This window comes from Nonomuraea sp. MG754425 (genome assembly GCF_021699195.1).
In the GTDB taxonomy this organism is placed as follows: domain Bacteria; phylum Actinomycetota; class Actinomycetes; order Streptosporangiales; family Streptosporangiaceae; genus Nonomuraea.
The window spans coordinates 28,544-51,416 of the sequence record NZ_SSXE01000048.1; the positions used below are offsets into that span (position 1 = coordinate 28,544).

The 22,873-nt window shown below is 72.4% G+C and carries 28 protein-coding genes and 1 riboswitch; of the genes, 14 read left to right on the forward strand and 14 right to left on the reverse strand.

All coding sequences use genetic code 11. From position 1 onward, the window contains the following. Position 1 precedes the first annotated feature (1 nt). The 4 genes from FAF44_RS18580 to FAF44_RS18595 form a co-directional block, all read right to left on the reverse strand. Positions 2-910: a hypothetical protein gene (locus FAF44_RS18580; protein WP_237104452.1), complete on the reverse strand. Its 909-nt coding sequence runs from the start codon at positions 908-910 to the stop codon at positions 2-4. Continuing rightward, positions 907-1,461, reverse strand: coding sequence for an RNA polymerase sigma factor (locus FAF44_RS18585; RefSeq protein WP_237104453.1), 555 nt, complete (start codon positions 1,459-1,461; stop codon positions 907-909). Before FAF44_RS18585 ends, FAF44_RS18580 begins: the two co-directional genes overlap by 4 nt. Positions 1,462-1,561: 100 nt before the next feature. Further along, positions 1,562-2,779 carry an aminotransferase class III-fold pyridoxal phosphate-dependent enzyme gene (locus tag FAF44_RS18590; protein WP_237104454.1) on the reverse strand — a complete coding sequence of 406 codons (1,218 nt, stop codon included), beginning with the start codon at positions 2,777-2,779 and terminating at the stop codon, positions 1,562-1,564. Continuing rightward, entirely contained in the window at positions 2,769-3,707 is a 939-nt protein-coding gene (locus FAF44_RS18595; RefSeq protein ID WP_237104455.1) for a carbohydrate kinase family protein, read from the reverse strand. Before FAF44_RS18595 ends, FAF44_RS18590 begins: the two co-directional genes overlap by 11 nt. A gap of 56 nt (positions 3,708-3,763) precedes the next feature. Between FAF44_RS18595 and FAF44_RS18600 the strand changes: the two genes are divergently transcribed. Both FAF44_RS18600 and FAF44_RS18605 read left to right on the forward strand, forming a co-directional pair. Then, positions 3,764-4,348, forward strand: a complete 585-nt coding sequence (locus tag FAF44_RS18600) for a TetR/AcrR family transcriptional regulator (protein ID WP_237104456.1) — start codon at positions 3,764-3,766, stop codon at positions 4,346-4,348. Between the two features lie 19 nt (positions 4,349-4,367). Further along, entirely contained in the window at positions 4,368-4,991 is a 624-nt protein-coding gene (locus FAF44_RS18605; protein ID WP_237104457.1) for a class II aldolase/adducin family protein, read from the forward strand. Here FAF44_RS18605 and FAF44_RS18610 read toward each other — a convergent pair. Continuing rightward, entirely contained in the window at positions 4,986-6,554 is a 1,569-nt protein-coding gene (locus FAF44_RS18610; protein ID WP_237104458.1) for a DUF885 domain-containing protein, read from the reverse strand. The two genes, FAF44_RS18605 and FAF44_RS18610, sit on opposite strands and share 6 nt — an antisense overlap. Before the next feature lie 22 nt (positions 6,555-6,576). On the opposite strand from FAF44_RS18610, the gene FAF44_RS18615 reads away from it, so the two are divergent. Then, positions 6,577-7,785, forward strand: a complete 1,209-nt coding sequence (locus tag FAF44_RS18615) for a DUF4032 domain-containing protein (RefSeq protein WP_237104459.1) — start codon at positions 6,577-6,579, stop codon at positions 7,783-7,785. A 16-nt stretch (positions 7,786-7,801) separates the two neighbouring features. On the opposite strand, the gene FAF44_RS18620 is transcribed toward FAF44_RS18615, so the two are convergent. Next, the gene (locus FAF44_RS18620) at positions 7,802-8,404 is read right to left on the reverse strand and encodes an NAD(P)-dependent oxidoreductase (RefSeq protein ID WP_237104460.1); all 603 of its coding nucleotides are present in this window, start codon (positions 8,402-8,404) and stop codon (positions 7,802-7,804) included. Positions 8,405-8,458: 54 nt separating this feature from the next. On the opposite strand from FAF44_RS18620, the gene FAF44_RS18625 reads away from it, so the two are divergent. From FAF44_RS18625 to FAF44_RS18645, 5 genes are all read left to right on the forward strand, one after another. After that, entirely contained in the window at positions 8,459-8,809 is a 351-nt protein-coding gene (locus tag FAF44_RS18625; protein ID WP_237104461.1) for a helix-turn-helix domain-containing protein, read from the forward strand. A 138-nt stretch (positions 8,810-8,947) separates the two neighbouring features. Further along, positions 8,948-9,322 carry a roadblock/LC7 domain-containing protein gene (locus FAF44_RS18630; protein WP_237104462.1) on the forward strand — a complete coding sequence of 125 codons (375 nt, stop codon included), beginning with the start codon at positions 8,948-8,950 and terminating at the stop codon, positions 9,320-9,322. A gap of 4 nt (positions 9,323-9,326) precedes the next feature. After that, a complete protein-coding gene (locus tag FAF44_RS18635) occupies positions 9,327-10,115 on the forward strand; it encodes a hypothetical protein (RefSeq protein ID WP_237104463.1) in 789 nt (262 codons plus the stop codon). A gap of 29 nt (positions 10,116-10,144) precedes the next feature. Beyond that, positions 10,145-10,519 carry a roadblock/LC7 domain-containing protein gene (locus FAF44_RS18640; RefSeq protein WP_237104464.1) on the forward strand — a complete coding sequence of 125 codons (375 nt, stop codon included), beginning with the start codon at positions 10,145-10,147 and terminating at the stop codon, positions 10,517-10,519. A gap of 25 nt (positions 10,520-10,544) precedes the next feature. After that, complete coding sequence (locus FAF44_RS18645; RefSeq protein WP_237104465.1) at positions 10,545-10,916, forward strand: hypothetical protein; 372 nt, start codon at positions 10,545-10,547, stop codon at positions 10,914-10,916. Positions 10,917-10,968: 52 nt separating this feature from the next. Here the strand turns inward: FAF44_RS18645 and FAF44_RS18650 are convergent, their stop codons facing one another. The 3 genes from FAF44_RS18650 to FAF44_RS55805 form a co-directional block, all read right to left on the reverse strand. Continuing rightward, positions 10,969-11,814: an alpha/beta fold hydrolase gene (locus FAF44_RS18650; protein ID WP_237104466.1), complete on the reverse strand. Its 846-nt coding sequence runs from the start codon at positions 11,812-11,814 to the stop codon at positions 10,969-10,971. 70 nt (positions 11,815-11,884) lie between these two features. Continuing rightward, positions 11,885-12,595, reverse strand: a complete 711-nt coding sequence (locus tag FAF44_RS55800) for a hypothetical protein (RefSeq protein ID WP_308193340.1) — start codon at positions 12,593-12,595, stop codon at positions 11,885-11,887. A 185-nt stretch (positions 12,596-12,780) separates the two neighbouring features. After that, a riboswitch (cyclic di-AMP (ydaO/yuaA leader) is annotated at positions 12,781-12,915 on the reverse strand. A gap of 165 nt (positions 12,916-13,080) precedes the next feature. Continuing rightward, positions 13,081-13,362, reverse strand: a complete 282-nt coding sequence (locus tag FAF44_RS55805; RefSeq protein ID WP_237104467.1) for a DUF5302 domain-containing protein — start codon at positions 13,360-13,362, stop codon at positions 13,081-13,083. 119 nt (positions 13,363-13,481) lie between these two features. Here FAF44_RS55805 and FAF44_RS18665 point away from each other — a divergent pair, with 119 nt between their 5' ends. Further along, positions 13,482-14,459 (forward strand): rod shape-determining protein, encoded by a 978-nt coding sequence (locus tag FAF44_RS18665; protein ID WP_237104468.1) that lies wholly within the window; start codon positions 13,482-13,484, stop codon positions 14,457-14,459. 16 nt (positions 14,460-14,475) lie between these two features. Beyond that, a complete protein-coding gene (locus FAF44_RS18670) occupies positions 14,476-14,988 on the forward strand; it encodes a VOC family protein (RefSeq protein ID WP_237104469.1) in 513 nt (170 codons plus the stop codon). 16 nt (positions 14,989-15,004) lie between these two features. Here the strand turns inward: FAF44_RS18670 and FAF44_RS18675 are convergent, their stop codons facing one another. Next, the gene (locus FAF44_RS18675; protein WP_237104470.1) at positions 15,005-15,337 is read right to left on the reverse strand and encodes an STAS domain-containing protein; all 333 of its coding nucleotides are present in this window, start codon (positions 15,335-15,337) and stop codon (positions 15,005-15,007) included. 144 nt (positions 15,338-15,481) lie between these two features. On the opposite strand from FAF44_RS18675, the gene FAF44_RS18680 reads away from it, so the two are divergent. Further along, positions 15,482-15,922 (forward strand): hypothetical protein, encoded by a 441-nt coding sequence (locus tag FAF44_RS18680; protein ID WP_237104471.1) that lies wholly within the window; start codon positions 15,482-15,484, stop codon positions 15,920-15,922. 41 nt (positions 15,923-15,963) lie between these two features. On the opposite strand, the gene FAF44_RS18685 is transcribed toward FAF44_RS18680, so the two are convergent. From FAF44_RS18685 to FAF44_RS18700, 4 genes are read right to left on the reverse strand one after another with little or no spacing between them, the layout of a single operon-like run. Further along, positions 15,964-17,175 (reverse strand): ABC transporter permease, encoded by a 1,212-nt coding sequence (locus FAF44_RS18685; RefSeq protein WP_237104479.1) that lies wholly within the window; start codon positions 17,173-17,175, stop codon positions 15,964-15,966. An 8-nt stretch (positions 17,176-17,183) separates the two neighbouring features. Beyond that, positions 17,184-17,882: an ABC transporter ATP-binding protein gene (locus FAF44_RS18690; protein ID WP_237104472.1), complete on the reverse strand. Its 699-nt coding sequence runs from the start codon at positions 17,880-17,882 to the stop codon at positions 17,184-17,186. An 8-nt stretch (positions 17,883-17,890) separates the two neighbouring features. Next, entirely contained in the window at positions 17,891-19,045 is a 1,155-nt protein-coding gene (locus FAF44_RS18695) for a peptidoglycan-binding protein (protein ID WP_237104473.1), read from the reverse strand. After that, positions 19,045-19,575, reverse strand: coding sequence for a hypothetical protein (locus FAF44_RS18700; RefSeq protein WP_237104474.1), 531 nt, complete (start codon positions 19,573-19,575; stop codon positions 19,045-19,047). The genes FAF44_RS18695 and FAF44_RS18700 overlap by 1 nt, the downstream gene beginning before the upstream one ends. 175 nt (positions 19,576-19,750) lie before the next feature. On the opposite strand from FAF44_RS18700, the gene FAF44_RS18705 reads away from it, so the two are divergent. From FAF44_RS18705 to FAF44_RS18715, 3 genes are all read left to right on the forward strand, one after another. Beyond that, on the forward strand, positions 19,751-20,407 hold the full coding sequence (locus FAF44_RS18705; protein WP_237104475.1) for a response regulator transcription factor: 657 nt from the start codon (positions 19,751-19,753) through the stop codon (positions 20,405-20,407). 65 nt (positions 20,408-20,472) lie between these two features. Then, entirely contained in the window at positions 20,473-21,678 is a 1,206-nt protein-coding gene (locus tag FAF44_RS18710) for a HAMP domain-containing sensor histidine kinase (RefSeq protein ID WP_237104476.1), read from the forward strand. Between the two features lie 158 nt (positions 21,679-21,836). Further along, a partial coding sequence (locus FAF44_RS18715; RefSeq protein WP_237104477.1) for a serine/threonine-protein kinase occupies positions 21,837-22,873 on the forward strand: 1,037 nt, incomplete at its 3' end.

The window sequence follows — 22,873 nt, forward strand, 5'->3', positions numbered from 1 at the left end:
CTCAGTCCCGCCACCAGCCGGACGGGTCCGGAGGGCGGATCCTGGGCAGGGAGCCCTCGGGCACGTCGGCGGGGGCGTCGACGGAGACGGTGACGGCGTCGGAGGCGATCCGGCGCACGCTGCCGACCGGCCAGCCGTCCCGCACGTGCGCCGCGTCCACGTCGTACCCGCTGCCGCTGCCGTCCGGGGCGCGCCACATCACCACGTACCCGACCTTCATCCCGGCCCGCTCCATGTCGGCCCGGACCTGGGCCACCGGCTTGCCGACCGGCCGGTACCCGTCGATCGGCCCGTTGCCCGGGTCGTACTCGACCACCGCCGAGGTGGCGTAGAGCTCTCCGGGCGCGGCGGGCCTGCCGATCCCGAAGACGACCTTCCCGGTGAGACCGACGGGCACGGAGACCTTGCCGCACCAGGCCGAGCCGCAGCCCTCCGTCCGCGTGCTGACGGTCACGCCGGTGCCGCGCGGGAACTCCCCGTCGGTGTGCGGGCCGATCAGCTTGCCCACGTCCTGCGGCGCGACCGGGGCCGCGCGCACTTCGGCGTCCAGCCCGACGGCCCGGAACGCCTCGGTGAACTCGGCGGCCCCGGCCCCGGGATCGTTGATCTCGACCTCGATGTAGTCCGCGCCGTCCGTGCGCGGGCCCGTTCTGAGCGAGACGGCGGCGTTGGCGTACTCGGCGGCGGGGCCCGGGGAGGGCGTCCAGACGACGAACGCGGCGGCCAGCCCGGCCACCGCCGCCCCGAGCCCGAGAGCGCGCCGCACGGGCAAGCGCCGGCGGCGGGCGGGCGCACGCTCGCCGGCCATGATCGACTCCATCAGCGCCCTGGCCCCCGCGCCGGACGCGTCCCCCGCGGGCGTCGCGGCCAGGTCCTCGTCACGCACGCGGGCGAGATCGGCGATGTTCACAGCTTGCTCCCTTCGAACACGACGGAACGCGGATGACCGGCCCCGGACCGCGCCAGGGCGCGGGCGAACCGGTTGCGGGCGCGGTAGAGCCGGACCCGGACCACGTTCGCGGACGTGCCGAGCACCTTGGCGATCTCCGCCGGGCTGAGTTGCTCCCACGCCACCAGGGCGAGCAGTTCCCGGTCGGTCTCGGGCAGGGCGGCGAACGCCTGCCCCGTCCGGGAGAGCGGATCGGAGCCGGGCGGGACGGAAGGCGGCGGCGCGGAGCGCACCGGGCAGGCGGCGAGTTGCGCGCGCAGGGCCGCAGTGCGCCGCTCGTGCCGGCGCTCGCCGCGCCGGTGGTTGGCCAGCACGTTCCTGGCCACGCCGAAGAGCCACAACCGGGCCTCGTCCCCCTTCGGGACGTCCGCCATCCGGCGCCAGGCCACCGTGAACGTCTCGGCCACGACGTCCGCCGCGTCGTCCGGGTCCGGACAGCGGCGTAACGCGTACCCGAGAAGGGGGCGGTACGAGGCGGTGTAGAGCTCCTCGAACCGGGTTTCGGGATCCACTTGGGCTCCTCCCTTGAGTGCGTCAGCACCCCACTCATGTCCGGCGGTTCCGGAGCATTACCGGGCGGGAGGAGCTTTCTCGTCGCCGGCGCGGGCGGGCTCAGCCGAGATGGGCGCGGGTTTCGGCGAAGGCCAGGTCCGTGCCCTCCAGGGCGGCCGCCACGTCCGCCTCCGTGTGCGCGGCCGACATGAACCAGTTGTGCCACGGGTGGAGGTACACCCCGTGCCGCAGGCAGGCGTCGCTCCAGCGCATCGCCACCGACAGGTCGGCGTCGCCGTCGAAGCTGAGCCACGGGATCGTCACCGGACCCGTCTGGTTCACCACGAAGCCATGGGCCTTGGCCTGCGCGTACAGCCCTTCGCGCAGCAGGGTCCCGGCCCGTTCCATGGCGGCGATGCCGTCGTCGTCCCGCAGGGTCTCGATGGTGGCCTTGGCCGCGGCCATCGCGACGGCCGAGAACCAGAACGAGCCGGTCGAGTACAACGTCTGGGCCGGGCCGCGCAGCGCGTCCGTGCCGGTGACGGCGGCGATCGGGTAGCCGTTGGCCATCGCCTTCGACCAGGCCGTCAGGTCGGGACGCACCCCGTACGGCTCCCACGACCCGCGCAGGTCGATCCGGAAGCCGGCGCGCACGTCGTCGATCACGAGGGCGGCACCGAGCCGGTCGGCCAGGGCGCGGGCGCCGCGGGCGAAGGCGGGCTCGACCAGTTCCTGGTCCTCGAACGAGTCGTGCCGGAAGGGGGTGACGATGATCGCGGCCACGTCCCCCTCGACGGTCGCCGCCGCGGCCTCCAGGGACTCCAGGGAGTTGTAGGCGAACTCGACCAGGTCGGCCCGCTCGTTCGGCGTGGTCCCCGACAGGGAGGGCGTGCACCACGGGTCCGCCCCGTGGTACGCCCCGTGCGCCATCAGCACCTTCGTCCGCCCCGTGGCGGCCCTGGCGACCATGAGCGCCTGCGTGGTGGCGTCGGTGCCGTTCTTGGAGAACATCGCCCAGTCGGCGCTCGGCACGGTGTCCACCAGCAGCTCCGCCAGCTCCACCATGATCGCTCCGGGCCCGTTGAGGCAGTCGCCGAGCGCGGCCTGGCGGGCGGCGGCCTCCTCGACGCGCGGGTGCCGGTGCCCGAGCACGACCGGTCCCCAACTGCACATGAAGTCGATGTACGAGCGGCCGTCGGCGTCCCACTGCCGGCAGCCCTCGCCGCGCTCGAAGAACTGGGGGTAGCCGGGGGCGAAGAGGGCGGCGTTGAGGTGGCCGTACATGCCGCCGGGGACGACTTTCGCGGCGCGCCGGCGCAGGTCGGCGTCAAGAGTCATGGAGGTTTCCCTGGTCGAGGAGGCTGAGGGTGGTGGCGAGGTCGGTGAGGCCGGCGTCGGAGCCGAGGCCGGTGGCGACGCGGGCGGCGGCGGCCGTGCCCCAGCGGGCGGCGGTGGGCACGTCCCGGCCGTGGAGGAGGGCGGTGAGGAAGCCCGCGCAGTAGGCGTCGCCGCAGCCCGTGGTGTCGGACACCTCGGTCTTCAGCGCCGGCACGTGCTCCGTCCCGTCCGCGGTGACGACGAGGCTGCCGGACGCGCCGAGGGTGACGACGACGCCGCGCGGCCCGTCGGCGAGCAGCGCCCGCGCGGCGGACTCGACGTCGGCGGCCCCGGTCATGCCCAGGGCCTGGGCCTCGTTCGGCAGGACGAAATCGACGTGCGGGAGGAAGGCGCGGGACATCGCCAGCAGGTCCGGCAGCTCGGACAGCAGGTCCATCGTGACGACGGCCCCGGCGGCTCTGGCCTCGTCGAGCAGGGCGAAGAAGGCCGGGTCGCCGAGGCCGAACGTGACGTCCATGCCGCCGAGGTGGATGCCCCGCGCCGTGCGGATCAGGCCGGGGTCGAGGTCGGCGTAGGTGACGCCCAGGTTCGCGCCGGGTACGTGGAAGCTGGGACGCCCGCCGTCGGGCCTGATGGGCAGGATCGAGGCCGCGGTCTGCTCGCCGGCCCTGCGGACCAGGCGGGAGGTGTCCACGCCGCGTCTGGCCAGCACCATGAGCAGGAGGTCGCCGAGCTCGTCGTCGCCGACGGCGCCCATGGTGACCACGTCGGAGCCCAGTTTGACCAGGTCGACGGCCGTGCCCGCGGCGGCGCCGGCGGCGGTCAGCCGGATCTGGTCGACCAGTACGGTGTCCTGGCCCTCCGGGAGGTGATCGACGGGTCTGGCGAGGATGTCGACGATGTGCACGCCGACTGTGACGACGGTCATGGTTTAAATAGACAGACGTCCGACTAAAAAGTCAATGAGTACAGAGGAGGCGCACGATGCCCAAGATCGTCGATCACGACGAGCGCAGGCGTGAGGTTCTCTCGGCGGCCGGCCGGGTGATCGTCAGGGACGGCATCGACGCCGCCACCACCCGCGCCATCGCGAAGGAGGCGGGCTACTCCAACGGCGTGCTCGCCCACTACTTCGCCGACAAGGACGACATCCTGCTCTCGGCGCTGAGCCAGTCGCACCAGCGCATCCGGGCCCGGCTGACGGACAAGGTGGCGGGCGCGACCAGCCTGGCCGCGCTGCGCGAGGTGCTGCTCGACAACCTGCCGCTCGACGACGAGCGGGCGGCCGAGACGCGGCTGGAGGTCAGCTTCTGGAGCCGGAGCCTGGCCTCCGACCGGCTGGCCGAGGTGCAGCGGGCGGAGGCGGGCGAGCTGCGCGCCGCCGTACGGGAGTTGCTGGCCCGAGCACGGGGGGCGGGCGAGCTGCGGACGTCCGACGACCTCGACGACCTCGCCGAGGAGTTGCTCGCCCTCGTCGACGGGCTCAGCCTGCACCTGCTGCTCTACCCGGGACGGCTGACCCGCGCGGACGCCGAACGGATCATGCGGCGGACCATCGACCGCCTCTGATGGGCTAAATTCCACACATATGAGCCTTCGCGAGCAGTTGTGCGAGTACGGTCGCCGCGCCATCGAGCAGGGCCTGGTCATCGGCACCTCGGGCAACCTGAGCGTCCGCATGGGCAACCTGGTCGCCGTCACGCCGTCGGGGATCGCGCTCGACCGGCTGACCCCGGAGACGTGCCCGCTGGTGGACCTGACCGGCCGGGTGGTCGAGGGCGAGCTGCGCCCGTCCAGCGAGACCCCCATGCACCTGGCCATCTACGAGAGCACGGACGCCCAGGCCATCGTGCACACCCACTCCGTGTTCGGGACGGTGGTGGCCACGACCATGACCGAGCTGCCGCCCGTGCACTACAACGCGCTGCTGCTGGGCGGGGTGGTGAAGGTCGCCGGGTACGCCACGTACGGCACCCCCGAGCTGGCCGCGAACGTACGCGCGGCGCTGGAGGGCAAGCGCGCCGCGCTGATGGCCAACCACGGCGGCGTGACGATCGGCGCCACGCTGGAGGAGGCGTTCGAGGCCACCCGGCTGCTGGAATGGCTCTGCGAGGTGTACGTGCGGGGGCTGAGCGTCGGCAGGCCGGCCGTCCTGACGGAGGAGCAGCTCGCCGCCGTGGTCGAACGGGCGCTCAACCCCCCGCCGCTATGAGAGGGCGGCCTGTTCGGCGAGCCCGAGCGGGAGCCCGCCGGATCCGGCGATCCGGTCGTGGAACTCCTTGGCCGAGCCCTTGAACGACTCCCTGATGCGGTCGATCTCGATGGCTCCCGTCAGGTAGGAGGGGGCCTGCGTGGGCCAGGCGCAGTACCGGTTGACCTCGCCCTGCGCGGTCCCCGGCGACAGCGACGCCTTGGTGGCCATGAACGTCTCGGCCTGCTCGATCGTCATGTCCTCGCAGTGCAGCGCGGTGTCCACGACCATCCGGGCGGCCCGGAAGATGCGGCAGTCGAGGTGTGCCAGCTCGGTGGCCGGGGTGTCGAAGTAGCCCTGCTCGTGCAGCATCTTCTCGACGTACAGGGCCCAGCCCTCGGTGAAGTACGGCGTCCTGAAGACCTTCCTGACCGTACGGGGGTTGCCCGCCATGTACGACAGGTGCCAGTGGTGCCCGGGGTATGCCTCGTGCACGGCGATCGAGGGCATCTGGGCCCGCGAGTTCGTCCGCAGGCGCTGGCGCACCTGCTCGGGGGTGAAGCCGTCCGGCGTGTACGGCACGAAGAACACGCCCGCCCGCGACGCGCTGAGCGGCGGCGGCGCCAGGTAGTGGGCCACCGACAGGACCGGCCGGGTGTACTCCGCCGACGGCAGCACCGCGCACTCCTCGCCGTCGGCGAAGGTCACGAGGTCCCGCGCCCGGACGAACTCGCGGGCGCGCAGGGTCTCGGCCTCGTACTCGGCCCGCATGTCGGCCAGGGTCGGCGGGTGGTCGTCCATGAGGGACTCCATGGCCGCCCGCCAGTCCGGGGAGCCGTTGACCCGGACCGCCACCTCGCTCATGCGGGTGTCCAGCTCGGCCCAGGCGGCCTTGCCCTTCTCGTGCAGTTCGGCGGCGCCGTACCCGAGCAGCTCGCGCTCGCGCAGCAGCGTGGAGTAGAGCCGCTCGCCCATCCGCCAGGTGCCGCCGCACGCGAAGCCTTCGAGGAAGGCCACGAGGTCGTCGAACGCCTGGGCGGCCGGTTCGGCGGCGGCGGCCAGCCTGGCGCGCAGGTCCTCGTCCGCGACCATGGACGGGACGGTGCGGGTCAGGAAGTTGCGGCCGGTGCGCGCCTGGCCGAGCCCGCGGGTGATGAGCAGCGGGGCGGCGAGGTCGGGGTCGAGGTTGGCGCGGCAGGCGGCCAGCACGGCGGGCACCTCGGCCAGGCGGGACAGGGCGGAGGCGACCAGTTCGGGCTCGGGCTTGAGGCGGCGCTGGAAGGGCGCGTACATGGAGGTGAAGATCGCCCCGAGGTAGACGCCCGGGTCGCGCCGCCACTCGGGCCAGGACGCGAGCGCGATCGAACCCCTGAGCTGGGACAGGACGAGATCTCTGTCGATCTCGTCATCGAGTGTGGGGGCCTCGGCGGCGGAGAGGCGGTCGAGCCAGAGCACCTGCTCACGTTCGCGGGCCTGCCAGGCGGAGGCGGAGAAGTCGCCGAGCGTGTGATCGTGACCGTCGGCCCCGAGGGAGGCGGCGACGACGGGACGGTCTGAAAAGTACCACTTGAGAAACTCGTCCACCGATGCACCATATCCTGAGAAAATGCCCCTGCAGATCACCGGCGCGCTAGGCGACCCTGACCTGATCCGCCTTCCTTGGGAGACGCCGCTGGAGGACTGGCCGCGACACCATCTCGTCGATCTGCCGCGCGGCATCTCGCGGCACGTCGTCCGCTTCGCCCGGCTCTCCGGCAAGGTGTACGCGATCAAGGAGATCAGCGAGCGGTACGCCAAGCGGGAGTACCAGCTCCTGTGGGACCTGGCCAGGCTCGACGCCCCCTCCGTCGAACCGGTCGCGTACGTCACCGGCCGGGAGGACGGCCTCGACGCCGCCCTGATCACCCGGCACCTGCAGTTCTCCCTCCCCTACCGCGCGGTCATGTCCGGCACCCTGCGTCCCGACACGCTCACCCGCCTGCTCGACGCGCTGGCCGTGCTGCTCGTCCGGCTGCACCTGAACGGGTTCTACTGGGGCGACTGCTCGCTGTCGAACACGTTGTTCCGCCGCGACGCGGGCGCGTTCGCCGCCTACCTCGTGGACGCCGAGACCGGCGAGATGCACCCGATGATCAGCGAGGGCCAGCGGCTCGCCGACATCGAGAGCGCGCACACGAACATCTTCGGCGAGATGCTCGACCTGGAGGCCGGCGGGCTGCTGCACCCGTCGATCGACCCCATGGAGACCGCCGAGGACGTCGTGTCCCGCTACCACCGCCTGTGGAACGAGATCAACGAGAGCGAGATCATCGAGGAGGTGGACTGGCACCGCGTGGAGCAGCGCATCAGGCGGCTGAACCTGCTCGGCTTCGACGTGGCCGAGATGATGGTGCGCCGCAAGGTCGGCACCGGCCGGCTGATCGTCCGCCCCAAGGTCGTGGACGCCGGCCACCACCAGCGGCGGCTGCTCCGCCTGACCGGGCTCGACGTGGAGGAGAACCAGGCCCGGCGGCTGCTCAACGACCTCGACGGCTTCCGGGTGGCCAGGGGGCTGCGGCACGAGGACGAGGCCATCGTGGCGCACCGGTGGCTGGCCGAGGTGTTCCAGCCGACCGTCGAGGCCATCCCCGCCGAGCTGCGCGGGAAGCTCGATCCCGCGCAGCTCTTCCACGAGGTCCTCGACCACCGCTGGTTCCTGTCGGAGCAGGAGGGCTCCGACGTCGGGCTGGCGGTGGCGATGAAGTCGTACGTGGACAAGGTGCTCGTGCACAAGCCCGACGAGCGGGCGCTGCTGCCCGACGATCCGGACGAGTGACCCCGGGCCGGTCCGCTCAGTAGGCGACCGAGACGCGCCGGCGCGGGTGGGCGGGCTCGTCCACCTCGTCGGCGATCGCGACGGCGAAGTCCTCGGCGCTGATGAAGCTGCGCCCCTCGGAGTCGGTCATCAGCAGGTCGCCGCCGAGCCGGTAGGACCCGGTGCGCTCGCCGGGCGCGATCTCCGCCGCCGGGGAGAAGAACGTCCAGTCGAGGTCGTCCACCTCCCGGTACAGGCGCAGCAGCGCGCGTCCGGCCAGCGACTCCTTCTTGTAGACGGCCGGGAAGTCGGGCGTGTCGACGAGGTCGTGGCCGGGGGCCACCTGGAGGCTCCCCGCGCCGCCCACGACGATCACCCGCGGCACCCCGGCCGTCCGCGCGCCGTCGATGAGCGCGCGGTTGGCCGCCAGGAAGGGCGGCTCGGGCTCGGTGCCGTCGCGCGGCGGGGCGATGGCGGAGACGATCACGTCGTGGCCCTCGGCCAGCGTGGCGGTGTCGTGGACGTCGCCCTTGACGGGCCCGCCGCGGCTGAGGCCGGTCACCTCGTGGCCGCGGTCGCGCAGTTCGGCGGCGATGCGCTGGCCGACCATGCCGGTAGCGCCAAAGAGCAGGATCTTCATACGCGCAAGAGTATCCATCGGATACTGGTTACTTCATCGTGCTATAAGTACCTTATGGATACCGGCGATGTCTTCGACCCGAACTGCCCGACCAGGGTGGTTCTCGACCGGATCGGCGATAAATGGTCGGCGCTGGTGCTGCTCTGCCTGGACGGCGGCCCGATGCGCTTCACCCAGCTCAGGACGCGCATCGGCGGCGTCACCCCCAAGGTGCTCACCCAGACCCTGCGGGCCATGGAGCAGGACGGGCTGGTGACGCGGGAGGTGTTCGCGGAGGTGCCGCCGCGCGTGGAGTACGAGCTGACGACGCTCGGACGCTCGCTGCACGGGCCGATCTCCGTGGTGGCCGACTGGGCCGAACAGCATGTCGCCGAGATCATGCGCTGCCGCGAGAAATTCTCATAAATCGTACAGATATATATAACGGTGTTGTTTTTCTCCATCGCAGCCGAATAAAAGCATCCCGCCGGTCACCGCCCGTCACGCCGATGCCTTTCCCTCCCCCTACGCTGTTCGCGTTCCACCCACGGCGAGGGAGGTCACGTGCTGGGAATCGACACCTGCCTGGCTGAGGTCATGTCCATACCGGGCGCGCTGGACGCCATGCTGGTGGACCACACGAGCGGCATGGCGGTCGCCTTCAGCGCGGCGGACGGGGTGGACGCCGACCGATCGGCCGCCGCCCTGACCGAGGCCCTGCGCGCCACCACGGACGGCCTGGCCCGCTCCTGCCCCGGCGAGGTCGTGCGCATCGACGACATGCTCGTCACCACCGACAAGGGCCACCATCTGCTCCGGCTGCTGGAGACGGTCTTCGAGGGGCCGCTCGTCATCTACGTACGTCTCGACCTGGAGCGATCGAACCTCGCCCTGGCCCGCTACCGCCTGCGGGCCATCTCCGGCGAGCTGGCGACCTGAGCCGATGAGCAAGCTGGACACCCTCCTGGCGGGGCTCGCCCGCGAACGCTCCACGGGCGCGCTCCAGGTCGGCAGGAGCGGCACGATCTTCCTCGCCGACGGGCGCGTGACGTACATGGAGTGCGCGCAGACCCCCAGCGTGGAACGGCTGCTCGCGGCCAGGGGGCTGACGACCGAGACGGCGCTGCGCCGGCTGCGGGCCGACGGCGGCTGCGAGCGGCTGCTCGCCGAGGGCCCGGTCACCCCGGGCGAGCTGCAGTACGCGGTGCTCGGCGGCGTCCTGGACGCGGCCTTCTTCCTGCTGCCGGTCAGCGGGACGCGGCCCAAGTTCCGCCCCGGCGAGCGGCACTGGCTGGGCGGGCAGTGGTTCTTCGACGTGCCGGGGCTGGTGCGGGAGTGCGCGCGGCGGCGGGCGCAGCTCGCCCGGATCTGGCCCTCCGCCGACGTGGACACCCTTCCGGTACGGCCGCTGGCGCGGCTGCCGGGCCACGGGGTGACGCTGAGCCGGGTCCAGTGGGAGGTCGTCGTCCGGGCCGACCACAAGGCGACGCCGCCGGAGCTGGCCAAGCAGATCGGGCGGCCGGCGTACCCGGTGCTGGTGGCGGTGCGGCGGCTGGCCGCGTCGGGGCTGCTCGCCGCGCCCGACCTGCCCAACCGGCGGGCGGCCACGGCCGCGCGACCGCCGCACGATCCCGGGGCGGCGGCCCAGCCGCTGGGCCCGCCCGTGACGGGTGATCCGACCGATCTGGCGCTGCTGATGCGGCTGAAGAAGGCGCTCGAGGAGCTGTCGTGAGGTTCCCCTCACTCAGGAGGAGGCCACCGGTGGAGCTACGGCAAGAGGTTCTGGAGGAGATGGCGCTCCTGCGCGGGCGCACCCCGGACGTCCAGGGGAGCGTCGCCTGCACCGTGGACGGCCTGCAGATCGCCTGCGACCTCGCGGGCGGGCCGGGCGAGCAGGCGGCGGCGCTGTCCGCGGCGCTGCTCGCCATGAGCAGGCGGATGCTGGTCATCACCGGTCAGGGGACGTTCGAGGAGACGCTCATCTCGGGCACCGCCGGTTTCGCGGCCTGCTACGCCGCCGGCCCCACCATCGTCCTCACGGTCCTGGCCGGTCCCGGCGCGAACGTCGGGCTGCTGCGGCTGGAGGGCAGGAAGACGGCTGCCGCAGTGGCCGCCGTCGCAGCACGAAGGCACTGAGCACACGAAAAAGGGAGGAGAGAACATGGCCGGCATGGACGTGTCACTCAAGGAGATGATGACCATCGACGGCTCCCTCGGGGCGGCGATCGTCGATCACGGCAGCGGCATGGCGCTGGGCGCGCTCGGCGGCTCCAAGGACCTGGACCTCCAGGTCGCCGCGGCCGGCAACACGGAGGTGGTCAAGGCCAAGCTGCGCACGATGGACTCGCTGGGTCTCAAGGACGCCATCGAGGACATCCTGATCACGCTGAGCGGCCAGTACCACATCATCCGCCCGATCACCGGGCGCGGCGGCAAGGGCCTGTTCCTGTACCTGGCGCTCGACCGCGGGCGCGCCAACCTGGCGATGGCCCGCCACCAGCTCAGGGGCATCGAGGAGAAGCTGGAGGTCTGACGCCCGTCGCGGTGGCCCGCGCCCATGGGGAGGCGGGCCACCGGCCGGGGCGTCAGGCGGAGGTCAGCTTGGTGATCTCGGCCGCGACGCTCGGCCAGAGCTCGCGCGGCAGGTCGTGCCCCATCCCCGGGTACGTCACCAGCCGCGCTCCCGGGACGGCCGCCGCCGTGGCCCGGCCGCCCGCCACCGGGACGAGCTGGTCCGCCTCCCCGTGCAGCACGAGGGTGGGCACCCGTACCCCGGCGAGCCGCTCGGTGCGGTCGCCCGAGGCCATGATCGCGGCCATCTGCCTGGCCGTGCCCGCCGGGTCGAAGCAGCGGTCGTACGCCCGCCCGGCCATCTCGACGATCTTCTCCCGGTCCTGGGCGTAGCCCGGCGAGCCGATCGTGGACCAGGTGCGCAGCGCCTGCTCCAGCACCGCCTCGCGGCCTTCGGGCGGCCGGCGGAACAGCACCGCGGCCGCGGCCTCCGTGGGCGGGGCCACGGACGGGCCCGGGGTGGACATGATCGAGGTCAGTGTGAGCACCCGCCCGGGGTGCCGGATGGCCAGCGTCTGGGCGATCATCCCGCCCATCGAGGCGCCCACGATGTGGGCGGCGGGCCGGCCGAGGACGTCCAGGAGGGCCGCGGTGTCGTCGGCCAGGTCGTCCAGCAGGTACGGCGGGGCCGCGCCCGGTACGGGTGGGCCGTGGTCGTGGAAGTGCGTGGACAGGCCCGCGTCGCGGTTGTCGAACCGGATGACGTGGTGGCCCTGGTCCGCCAGGAGCTCGCAGAGCCCTTCGTCCCACTGGATGAGCTGGGCGCCGAGTCCCATGATGAGAAGCAGGGGCCGGCCGTCGGGTGAGCCGAAGCTCTCGTAGGCGATTTCGATGCCGTTCGCGGCTGCGCGAGAGGTCACGACGCCCAGAATGTCATTCTGGTCGCCGCTCCGTAAAGCGGGATTGCCCGTGTCGGGAGACGTCGTGCGGTCAGCGCTTGATGAGGGCGCGCAGGCGATCGCCGCCGAGCACCACGCCGCCGCCCGCGATGACCAGGACGCCGGCCATCAGCGACGTGCCGACCACGCCGGGGCCGGCGGTCTCGGGGGCGTCCACCAACTGGCCGCCGGCGGAGGAGGTGTCCGCGTCGGTCTGCGGCGGGGTCGCCGGGTTCTTGTCGCGCTTGGCCCAGGCTCCGGTCGAGAAGGGCACCGGGTGGTTCTTCTTGCCCACGCCGTCGCCCCACTTGGTGATGACGTAGTCGACGTCGATGTGGCCCTGGCCGCCGACTCCGTCCACACCGAGCGTGGCGGAGTTGAACCTGCCGCCGGTCAGCGCGGCGAAGGTCTTGGCGTCGAGGTCCAGCATGATGCCCCGGTTGGAGGGCTCGCCCGGCCCGCGGTCACCCACGAAGAAGGGCATCTTCTTGCCCTTGTAGACCACGTAGCCCTCGGTCAGCAGCGGCCAGCTCGGGCTGGCGGCCAGCCCTTTCTGCATCGGCTTGCCACTGGCCGGCAGGCCCGTGTCGCCGGCGCGGCCGGAGGCGTCGTCCCAGAAGTACGAGGCCGTGGTCGAGCCCTTGAGCAGGGCCTTCTCTTCTGTGCCGGTATCGGCGTGGGCCGCCGTACCGGCAATGGTCAGCGCGCTCACGGCCGAGGCGGTGAGGGCGGCGAGGGAACGCAGGCCAAAACGGGCAAACATAAAGCAGCAAGACCCTTCACTGGGGGACAGGGAGATTGCGCTCGCCGAAAAAGGGCGCAGCAGGGCAGGACACCGCGATATCGCTACGCGGAGCGCAAGGTACGAGCCTTTGGGGAAGGGGGCCGCTCAGCCCGCGGCCGGGGGGATGCGGTCTGGGGGTACGACGCGCTGGTGCATGGGGCGGAACATCCTCTCCATCACGCCTACCGGGTTAGCTGACGGGTTCGGGCGCGGAGATGCCCTACCGGCGGGGGGCCGGATTCACCCCATTGAGGTGGTTCCCCGGTTCCCGATCTCTCGGGATTCGGCGCCAACCGGCGGTCCCTCTCGGTAAGGACCAGGTCACCGGCTGGTAATGGCGATTACTGTAGCCACGAAACGGACACTCGCCAACTATTCACCATGAATCGGGCAAAAGATCTACCTGGGATGGGAATGAAAAAAGGGGGCGCGGCCCATGCCGCACCCCCGCAGGATTCTCAGTCTCAGCCGCCGCTCTTGCGCCTGAACGATCTTTTACTCGCAGCCGGACCGTGCGACCCGTGAATCTTCGATGGGTCGCCGCCCCTGCCACCCGCGCCCGATTCCGCGTGCTGGTTGCGCTTGCGCTCCAGCGCCTCGCGGAACTTGCGCTTCATCTCGTCCTCGGGAGTCTCGCTGACTTCCGGCTCCGGTGTATCCGCCATGAGGACCTCCAAGGTGTTGGGGACACTCACAGCTTCGCACGCGCCCGCGTGCGACGCGAAACCGGCCTCGATCTCCTCCACGAGCCTCCGGAACCGGCCCGCGCGCCCACCACCGGCCACGACGTCCCGGCCGGACGGGTAAAGGGGAACCGTTCGGATCGTGGTGTTGCGTTGGAGCAGGTCCGGAAATAGATCCGACGATGAGACTGCTCGGTCGTGACGTCGCGGTGGATCTTGGTGCGGCGAGCACGCGGATCTACGTCAGGCGTAAGGGCATCGTGCTCGACGAACCCTCCGCCGTCATGTGCGACGGGCGGACGGGCAAGGTGATCGGGTACGGCGCGGAGGCCGCCGCCCTGGGGGCGGTCGGACGTACGCACTGGCCGGTCAGCGGTGGGCTGCCGGCCGACACCGAACTCGCCCGGCGCATGATCCGCCACTTCCTGCGCAAGGTGCACTGGCACCCGTACGCCAGGCCGCGCCTGGTCCTGGCACTGCCCGGCGACTCCACACCGATCGACCGGGCGGCCCTGCGGGACATCGCGTACGACGCGGACGCCCGGACCGTGCACCTCGTGCCGCACGCGCTCGCGGCGGCCCTCGGCGCGGGCCTCACACTCAACGACTGCACCGGCCACATGGTGATCGACATCGGCCGCGACGCGGCGCGGATCGCCGTGCTGTCCGGCGAGTCCGTGGTGGCGACCGGCTCGGTCCCCTACGGCGGACGGGCCATGACCAGGGCGATCGCCCGCCTCGTCGAGCGCGAGCACGGGCTGCAGCTCGACGACTCCGAGGCCGAGTCGGCCAAGCACGGCGCGCGCGACGGGCAGGTGGTCGTGCTGGCCCGCGACCCCGACACCGGCCGCGAGCAGGAGCTGACGCTGTCTGTCGAACAGATCCTGGAGGCCACCCGGCAGCCGGTCGAGACGATCGCCTGGGCGGCGATGGAGACCGTGGAACGGTGCCCGGCCGAGCTGACCGCCGACCTCGGCGAGCGCGGCGCGGTCCTGGTCGGCGGCGGGGCGATGCTGCACGGGCTCGGACGGCGGCTGCGCGAGGCGCTGTGCATGCCGGTGCGCAGAGCCGAGCACCCGCTGGTGAGCGTGGCACTCGGCCTGGGCCGGTTCGTGGACGAGCTGGGGCTGGCCGGGAGATTCCGCGGCGGGCGCACATGATCGGCAGGAGGCAGCCATGACCGTCCGCGGCATCGACCACGTCGGGATGACGGTGCCCGATCTCGACGCGGCCACGGAGTTCTTCGCCCGCGCGTTCGGCGCCGAGGTGCTCTACGACACGCTGCCGCGTGAGCACGGGCCCAAGGGCGGCTGGGCGACCGAGCGGCGGCTCGGGGTGCCGCAGGGGACGGCGGAGGTCGCGGTGCGCATGCTCCGCCTGCCGAACGGGCCGGGCATCGAGTTGTTCGAGTTCAGCGGGCCGCGGCAGGCCGGGGCCGGTCTGCCGTGCGACCTCGGGTGGCAGCACGTCGCCCTGTACGTGGAGAACCTGGAGGAGTCGCTGCGCCGGGTGACCGACGCGGGCGGCACCTGGTTGTCGGAGCCGGTGCCGCTGCCGGGGCCCGAGGCGGGCGAGCGCAACCGGTTCGTGTACTGCCGCGCGCCCTGGGGCGGGACGCTGGAACTGCTCACGTACCCGGACGAGCAGCCGTACGAGAAGGAGACGGACCTGCGCCGCTGGCGGCCCTAGCCTCCCGGTCACGGGTTCAGGCCCGGGAGGGCACGCGCAGGCCGGGGGCCCGGTCCCAGCCCGTCACCGCGAGCAGGCGGCGGACCATCGGCGAGATCGGGTCGAGCACCACCTCGCGGCCGGCGGATAATCGGGCCGCGGTGCCGACGATGAGGCGCAACCCGGCCACGTCGAGGAAGACCAGGCCCGACAGGTCGAGCCGGAGCTGCCGGCTGCCCGCCAGGAGGGCCCAGCCGAGGGCGTCGGCGAGCAGGCGGCGGTTGCCGCAGTCGATCTCGCCGGTGATGCGCAGGCCGAACGGGTGCGGAACGAGGGTGACGCGTAGCTGGTCAAAGGTGTCGAGGATCATCCGGCTCCGGTGCGAAACGCCTGCCGTTCATCCTCGGCATCTGCCCTGAGAAGGGCGGATCATGCCCTGAGCGCGCACAGCGCACATCTGTGCTTTTGTGTTATTAGCCCGTTAGCTGATAGTGATCTTCGGTAGGGTCGCCTCGTGCGTGCCCGCCGTCACGTCCTGCCCGCGCTGCTCCTGTGCGCTGCGGCGGTCACCGCGTGCATGGCCGCGGAACGGCCGCCCACCCGCGAGGAGGCCGTCAGGCAGCTCGACGCCGACGCCGGTCACCTCCTCGGCGACGCCGGGTTGCGCCTGTCGGCCCCCGACCGGCGCGACGACCACGCCTGCGTGCCCGGCAAGGTGCGCCACTCCGTCCGGGCCGAGAGCGACCTCCCCGAGGTGTCCGACGGGCTGCTGCGGCGGCTGCGGGCGATGGGCTACGACCGGGTCGCCGACGACCCCGACCTGCGCGACGACGACCAGGACGTGGCGGTGTTACGCCATCCGCGCACCTGGGTGGAGTTCGAGCTGACCGTGCGGTCGGGCGACCGGCCCGGGGTGCGCGTGGTCGGCCGGACGACCTGCTACCCGACCGGCTGACCCGCGCCCCCGGACCGGTCGCGACCGGCCGCGACCGGCAACTACGGCGTGGACAGGGCCTCCGTCGGCGACAGGCGGGAGGCGCGCACGGCCGGGTAGAGACCGGCGACGGCCCCGATGACCAGCGTCGCGGCGAGCCCCCCGGCCGTGGCCCACACCGGGACGACCGACGGCCAGCCGCTGTAGAGCGCGTACCCCATCGTGACGGCCGTCCCCAGCAGGACGCCGCCGGTGCCGCCGATCGCCGACAGCAGCAGGGACTCGGCCAGGAACTGCGTCCTGATCTGCCCTCTGGTGGCCCCCAGCGAGCGGCGCAGGCCGATCTCCGCGCGACGCTCCAGGACCGAGATGACCATCGTGTTGGCCACGCCGACCCCGCCCACGAGCAGGGCCACCGCGCCCACCCCCAGCAGGAGGCCGGTGAACGCCTGGCTGGTGGCCTGCTTGGCGGCCAGCACGTCGGACGGCCGGGAGATGTCCACCTCGTTCGGCGCCTCCGGGTTGGCCGTGCCCGCCAGCACCTGGCGGACGGACTCCAGCCGGGCCTCCTCCGAGCGCGTGTAGAGGGTCGTCGGGTGGCCGTCGAAGCCCAGCCGTCCCGCCGCCACCGGCCAGCCGATCATGACGCCGCTGTCCAGCTCCGCGGCCAGCGCCACGGGCGCCAGGACGCCGACGACCGTGAAGCGCACGCCGCCCACGACGACCTGCGTGTCCGGCCCGGCCGCGCCGACGCCGAGCCGCTGGGCGGCGGACGAGCCGAGCACGGCGGCCGGGTACCGTTCGGTGGCCGCGTTGAGCCAGGTGCCGCTGCGCAGCGTCGCGCCCACCGTGGCGGGCAGGTCGAGGCGGGCCGCGTACGTGGTCAGCCCGCCCGTCTGCGCCTCCGGGATCTGCTCCGAGCGGTAGACCTTGGCCTCGGCGACCTTCCCGACGGACGAGACCGCCTGCACGGGCCCGATCCGCTCGATCATCGCCTCGGCGTCCGTCGGCAACTGGGCCGCCTCCCCCATGAGCGTCGAGCCCGCGGAGAGGGTGAGCAGGTTCGTGCCCAGCGCGCTGAGCTGGCGGTCGAGCTCGGCTCCCGAGGACGACGAGAGCCCGACCACGCCGACCATGGCCGCGATGCCGATGGCGATGCCCAATGCCGACAGGAACGCCCGCAGCGGTCGCGTGCGCAGGCCGACCGCGCCGACCCGCATGACGTCGCGGGGGCGCATCCTGGCGGGAGCGAGCCTGGGCCGTCCCGCCTCCATGGCCGCCATCACGCCACCCCTGATTCCACCGGCTCCGCGAGCTCACCGGCGGAGTCGGCGACGATCCGGCCGTCGCGCATCCGCACCTGCCTGGGCAGGCCGGCGGCGATCTCGCGGTCGTGCGTGATGATCACGATGGTGGTGCCGCCCGCGTTCAGCTCGTGCAGCAGCTCCATCACCCCCGAACCCGAGACGGAGTCGAGCGCACCGGTGGGCTCGTCGGCCAGGAGCAGCGGCGGGTCGCCCGCCACGGCCCTGGCGATGGCCACGCGCTGCCGCTCCCCGCCCGACAGCTCGTGCGGCTCGTGGTCCATGCGGTGCTCCAGCCCCACCCGCCTGAGCGCCGCCGCCGCGCGACGCCGCCGCTCGGCCCTGGACAGGCCGGTGTAGACGAGGCCGTCGGCCACGTTGTCCAGCGCCGGCACCTTGGCGGCCAGGTGGAAGGACTGGAAGACGAACCCGATCGTGGTCGCGCGCAGCGCCGAGAGCTGGTTGTCCGACAGCTTCGAGACGTCGTACCCGTCGATGTGGATGCGCCCCGACGACGGCCGGTCGAGCGTGCCGACGACGTTGAGCATGGTCGACTTGCCCGATCCGGAGGGCCCGACGATGGCGACCAGTTCCCCGTGGCCGATCCGCAGCGACACCGAACTCAGCGCCGCCACGCCCCCCGGGTACGTCCTGGACACGTCCGTGAGAGCGATCATGGGGAACGTCATTTCGGCATCCCCACGGTCATGCCCTCGGTGAGCCCGTCCCCCGAGACCTCGACCCGCCCGCCGGCGAACATCCCGGTCTCGACCGCGACGTACCGCGAGGCGCCGCCCTCGATGACCTCCAGGCCGAACCCGCCCTCCTGCAGCGCCACCAGCGCCGCCACCGGCACGGTCAGCACGTTCTTGCGCTGCGAGGCGGTGAACGTCACGTCCACCGACGCCTTGTCCAGCCCCTTGGCCGCCTTGGCGGAGCCGATCGAGACCAGCGCCTCCACCCGCGTCTCGGGGTCGGCGTTCTGGCCCTCGCCCGGCACGATGACCGTGGCGACCTCGGTGACCTCGCCCTTCACGCTCTTGCCGGCCGGCAGCGTGACCTCGACCTTGGCGCCCTTCCTGGCCATCCGCTGGTCCTCGGCCGCGAGCTGCACCGTGATCACCTTGGCCGTGCCGGTGTGCGTCAGCACCTTCTGGCCGGGCTGGGCCGGCTGGCCCTTCTCGGCTTCCAGGCTCTCCACGCGCACCTTGCCGGGGGCGAAGACGACCCGGCCCAGCTCGACCACGCCGGTCTCGTCCAGTCCGCGGTCCTCCTGCCACTCCAGGACGGCCCGGTAGGTGTCGTAGGTGAACTCCTCGTCCACCGTGAAGCCGTCGTAGCCGAGTGCGCGCAGGTTGCGCTCCAGGTTCTTCACGTCCTTGCCCGCAACCCCGATCTTGAGGTCGCGGTAGGCGGGCGTGTCCCCGTACATGAGCACGACCGGCTCGTTGTCCAGCCGGTACAGCGACCTGCCGCGGGTGATCGTCGCGCCGCCGGCCGGCAGCCAGGTGATCGTGCCCGGCCGGCGGGTCAGGGCCGAGGTCACCGGGCCGTAGCCGAGTTCGCCGTCGGCGTCCCTGGTGTCGTTCAACGTCTGCCTGGTCACCGTCGTGGTGGCCGGGGGCAGGACGGCGGCGGAGCGGGTCGGCCCTGCCCCGCCTTCGAGCAGGCCCGCGCTGTTCACCGCGACGAACCCGCCGCCCGCCACCGCCACCAGCACGAGCAGCCCGGCCGCCAGCCGGCCCCTGCCGCGGCGGCGGCGCTGCCGGGCGGGCGTGGCCCGCGGATCGGCGTCCACGGCGGCCGTGCCGTTGGCTGCCGTGTCGTTCGGTGGGGGCATCAAGAGCCTCCCATGCCGGCCTCGGCGGACTCCTTCTTGCACGTCTCCTCGGCGGACTTGAAGTCGGGGTCCTCGGCGATGTCGGGCGTGATGCGCATCATGCCGCCCTCGGGGTCGGGGTAGCTCTCCACGCCGTTGTCACGCATGCACTGGGCGAGCTTGCGCAGGTTCTCGGCCATCTTGGGGTCGCCGCCGCCCTGGAGCTTGCCGCTGGGCGCGTACTGCTTGCAGGCGGCCTGGGCCGCCTCCACCTTCTCCGGCGAGGTGCCCTTGTCGAACTTCATCATGAACCGGCCGCTGGAGTCCGGGTCCGGGACCTCGACGCCGTTCTCGCGCATGCACTGGGCGAACTTCAGCGCCCGCTCCTGGGGGTCCTCGCTCGGTTCGGCGGCGGCGGCGCTCGGATTGCCCGTGCCGCCGCTCACCGAGGCCACGTCCGCGCCGCCCCCGTCGCCGGAGCCGCAGCCGGTCAGCAGCAGGGAGAACGCGAACGGTGCCGTGACCAGCGCGCTCAGGACTCGTCGTCTCATGGAAGCCCCTCCATCGTCGAAATGTCGTCGTTCGATGGGATGGAACAAGCCACGGTGTTTCCTCAGCGTTTCCGTCCCCCGGCCGGGTCACCTGCGGCGATCGGCGGCTTATTCGGAGCGAATGTCCGCTCCGCCACACTCGCCCTGTAAGCGAGGAGAAGGGTCCGAGAGACGCATGCGGGTGCTGGTGGTGGAGGACGAGCCGATGCTCGCCGACGCGATTGCCGAGTGGCTGCGTGAGGAGACCCACGCGGTCGATCTGGCGCACGACGGCGCGGCGGCGCTGGAGCGGATCGCGGTCAACGACTACGACGTGGTCGTGCTGGATCGCGACCTGCCGCGGGTGCACGGCGACGACGTCTGCCGGGAGATGGTGGCCTCCGAGTGCGACGCGCGGGTGCTGATGCTCACCGCCGCCGCCCAGCTCGACGACCGGGTCACCGGGCTGTCCATGGGCGCCGACGACTACCTGACCAAGCCGTTCGCCTTCCCCGAACTGGCCGCCAGGGTGCTGGCGCTGGGGCGGCGCTCGCGGCCGGCCGCCCCGCCGGTGCTGCGGCGGGCCGGGATCACGCTCGACCCGGCGCGCAGGGAGGTGTTCAGGAACGGGCGGTTCGTCCCGCTGTCGAAGAAGGAGTTCGCCGTCCTGGCCGAGCTGCTGCGCGCCGGCGGCACCGTCGTCTCCGCCGAGCAACTCCTGGAGAAGGCGTGGGACGAGAACGCCGACCCGTTCACCGGCGCGGTCCGCCTCACCATACTCAAGCTGCGCCGCAAGCTCGCCGACCCGCCGGTCGTGGAGACCGTCGCGGGCGTGGGCTACCGGATCGCATGAACGCCCGGCCACAACCACGGCAGCGACCGGCCCGCACGTGGCCGGGGTCCGGGCTGCTCCGCCGGATGCGGCCGACGCTGCGGCTGCGGCTCACCCTGGTGTACGGGGCCCTGTTCTTCCTGGCCGGGCTGGTCCTGCTCGGCGTCACGTACCTGCTGTTCAACCAGCAGCTCGCGCAGACCTTCGACGAACGGTACGGCGCCCCCACCGAGCCCGGCAGGCATCGGCAGATCTTCATCGCCAAGGAAGACGTCACCCTGACCGGCGACGCCGCGATCGACTGGTTGTGGCGGGAGCAGCAGGGCCTGCGCGACGCCGCCGTGACCTCGCTGCTCACGCAGGGCACGGTCGCGCTCGTCCTGGTCGGCGGCGGCGCGGTGGGGCTGGGCTGGGTGGTGGCCGGGCGGGTGCTGGCCCCGCTGCACCTGGTCACCGCCACCGCGCGCAAGATCGCCGCCGCGCCGATGGCCGAGCGCGGGCTGCACGAGCGGATCGCGCTCAGCGGCCCGGCCGACGAGGTCAAGGACCTGGCCGACACCTTCGACACCATGGTGGAGCGGCTCGACCACTCCTTCGACGGGCAGCGCCGGTTCGTCGCCAACGCCTCCCACGAACTGCGCACGCCGCTGACGCTCAACCGGGCGCTGGTCGAGCTGGCCATGCACCGCCGTACGGCCTCCGACGACGTCAAGGACCTGGGCGAGAGCCTGCTGGAGATCAACGCCCGGCACGAGCGGCTCATCGGCGGCCTGCTGCTGCTCGCCAGGTCCGAGCAGGAGGTCGCCGACCGCTCCCCCGTGGACCTGGCCGACGTCGTCACCCACGTGACCGCCCAGTCCGCCGAGCCGGCCGCCGACGCCAAGGTCACCGTGTACGAGGCCGTCGCCCCCGCCCCGACCACCGGGGACGCGCTGCTGCTCGAACGGCTCGTGCACAACCTGGTCGAGAACGGCATCCGCTACAACCTCGACGACGGCACCGGCTGGGTGCGGGTCGTCAGCCGCACGGTGTCCGGGGGGAAGGTCGAGGTGGAGGTCAGCAACACCGGGCCGCTCGTGCCGCCGTACGACGTGCCGCTGCTGTTCAAGCCGTTCCACCGGCAGGCCGGCGAGCGGGCCGTGACGGGGACGAGCGCCGGGCTGGGGCTGTCGATCGTCCGGTCGGTGGCGACCGCGCACGGCGGGGACGTGCGGGCGCGGCCCCGGGAGGGCGGCGGGCTGGTCGTGGCCGTGTCACTGCCCCGGGGCGGCCTGGCCGACAGGTTGTGGTGAGCGGCTCCCCCGGCTGATCGGGGGCATTCGACAGTTCCACTCCTTCCTGACGGGATTACCGAAGAATTTCGGACAAATAATCGACTTCACTACAAATATGTATACGAGTCGGTATCGTACGTAAGATCACCGCACCCGTCTCAGGAGTCACTTCTCTCATGGCGCATGTCGAACCGCTGCGGGAGGACGACCCGACTGCGGCAGGGTCATACCGGCTGCTCGGCCGGCTCGGCTCCGGCGGGCAGGGCACCGTCTACCTCGGGCAGGCGGCCGACGGCCGGACGGTGGCGGTCAAGGTGCTGCGCGAGGGCGCCGGCATCGACGGCCGGCTCGCCAAGGAGATCGAGGCGGCCCGGCGGGTGGAGCCGTTCTGCATCGCGCAGGTGCTGGACGCCTCGCTGAGCGGGCCCCGGCCGTACATCGTGACCGAGTACGTCGAAGGGCCGTCGCTCCAGCAGGCCGGCCGGCACGGCGGGGCCGACCTGCAACGCCTGGCCGTCGCCACCGCCACCGCGCTGGCCGCCATCCACCAGGCGGGCGTCGTGCACCGCGACTTCAAGCCCGCGAACGTGCTGCTCGGCCCCGGCGGGCCGCGCGTCATCGACTTCGGCATCGCCAGGGCCATGGACGACGCCGTCACGCACACCAGCTCCGTCGTGGGGACGCCGGCGTACATGTCGCCCGAGCAGCTCGCGGGACAGCCGGTGGGCCCGGCGTCCGACGTCTTCGCGTGGGCCTCGGTCATGGTGTGGGCCGGCGCAGGGACGCCGCCGTTCGGGCAGGACACGCTGCCCGCGATCATCAACCGGATCCTGCACAACGAGCCCCAGTTGGGCGATCTGCCGCAGCCGCTGCGCTCGATCGTGTACGCCTGCCTGGCCAAGGACCCGCAGCGGCGGCCGACGATGCGGGACGTGATCCTGCGGCTGCTCAGCGGCCAGACGACGGACTCGGCCCCCCTGCCGAACGCCGCCCCGGGCCCCGTGCCGCCCGGCACGCCCATGCCGGGGATGCCGGGGATGCCCGGCATGTCGGGCATGCCGGGCACAGGACCGATGCCAGGACCGATCCCGGGACCGACCCCGGGCGCAGGCCCCATGCCAGGCCCCATGCCAGGTGCGGGACCCATGCCGGGACACCGGCCGGGCGCCGGGCCGATGGCCGGGACGGGGGGACGGCGAGGGCACAGAGCCTC

Excerpts from the sequence above, each read along its gene's own strand:
- FAF44_RS18590 (WP_237104454.1), bottom strand. The coding sequence starts at position 2,779 with ATGACTCTTGACGCCGACCTGCGCCGGCGCGCCGCGAAAGTCGTCCCC.
- FAF44_RS18595 (WP_237104455.1), bottom strand. The coding sequence starts at position 3,707 with ATGACCGTCGTCACAGTCGGCGTGCACATCGTCGACATCCTCGCCAGA.
- FAF44_RS18600 (WP_237104456.1), top strand. The coding sequence starts at position 3,764 with ATGCCCAAGATCGTCGATCACGACGAGCGCAGGCGTGAGGTTCTCTCG.
- FAF44_RS18605 (WP_237104457.1), top strand. The coding sequence starts at position 4,368 with ATGAGCCTTCGCGAGCAGTTGTGCGAGTACGGTCGCCGCGCCATCGAG.
- FAF44_RS18615 (WP_237104459.1), top strand. The coding sequence starts at position 6,577 with ATGCCCCTGCAGATCACCGGCGCGCTAGGCGACCCTGACCTGATCCGC.
- FAF44_RS18620 (WP_237104460.1), bottom strand. The coding sequence starts at position 8,404 with ATGAAGATCCTGCTCTTTGGCGCTACCGGCATGGTCGGCCAGCGCATC.
- FAF44_RS18625 (WP_237104461.1), top strand. The coding sequence starts at position 8,459 with ATGGATACCGGCGATGTCTTCGACCCGAACTGCCCGACCAGGGTGGTT.
- FAF44_RS18635 (WP_237104463.1), top strand. The coding sequence starts at position 9,327 with ATGAGCAAGCTGGACACCCTCCTGGCGGGGCTCGCCCGCGAACGCTCC.
- FAF44_RS18645 (WP_237104465.1), top strand. The coding sequence starts at position 10,545 with ATGGCCGGCATGGACGTGTCACTCAAGGAGATGATGACCATCGACGGC.
- FAF44_RS55800 (WP_308193340.1), bottom strand. The coding sequence starts at position 12,595 with ATGTTTGCCCGTTTTGGCCTGCGTTCCCTCGCCGCCCTCACCGCCTCG.
- FAF44_RS18665 (WP_237104468.1), top strand. The coding sequence starts at position 13,482 with ATGAGACTGCTCGGTCGTGACGTCGCGGTGGATCTTGGTGCGGCGAGC.
- FAF44_RS18670 (WP_237104469.1), top strand. The coding sequence starts at position 14,476 with ATGACCGTCCGCGGCATCGACCACGTCGGGATGACGGTGCCCGATCTC.
- FAF44_RS18675 (WP_237104470.1), bottom strand. The coding sequence starts at position 15,337 with ATGATCCTCGACACCTTTGACCAGCTACGCGTCACCCTCGTTCCGCAC.
- FAF44_RS18685 (WP_237104479.1), bottom strand. The coding sequence starts at position 17,175 with ATGGAGGCGGGACGGCCCAGGCTCGCTCCCGCCAGGATGCGCCCCCGC.
- FAF44_RS18690 (WP_237104472.1), bottom strand. The coding sequence starts at position 17,882 with ATGATCGCTCTCACGGACGTGTCCAGGACGTACCCGGGGGGCGTGGCG.
- FAF44_RS18695 (WP_237104473.1), bottom strand. The coding sequence starts at position 19,045 with ATGCCCCCACCGAACGACACGGCAGCCAACGGCACGGCCGCCGTGGAC.
- FAF44_RS18700 (WP_237104474.1), bottom strand. The coding sequence starts at position 19,575 with ATGAGACGACGAGTCCTGAGCGCGCTGGTCACGGCACCGTTCGCGTTC.
- FAF44_RS18705 (WP_237104475.1), top strand. The coding sequence starts at position 19,751 with ATGCGGGTGCTGGTGGTGGAGGACGAGCCGATGCTCGCCGACGCGATT.
- FAF44_RS18710 (WP_237104476.1), top strand. The coding sequence starts at position 20,473 with ATGCGGCCGACGCTGCGGCTGCGGCTCACCCTGGTGTACGGGGCCCTG.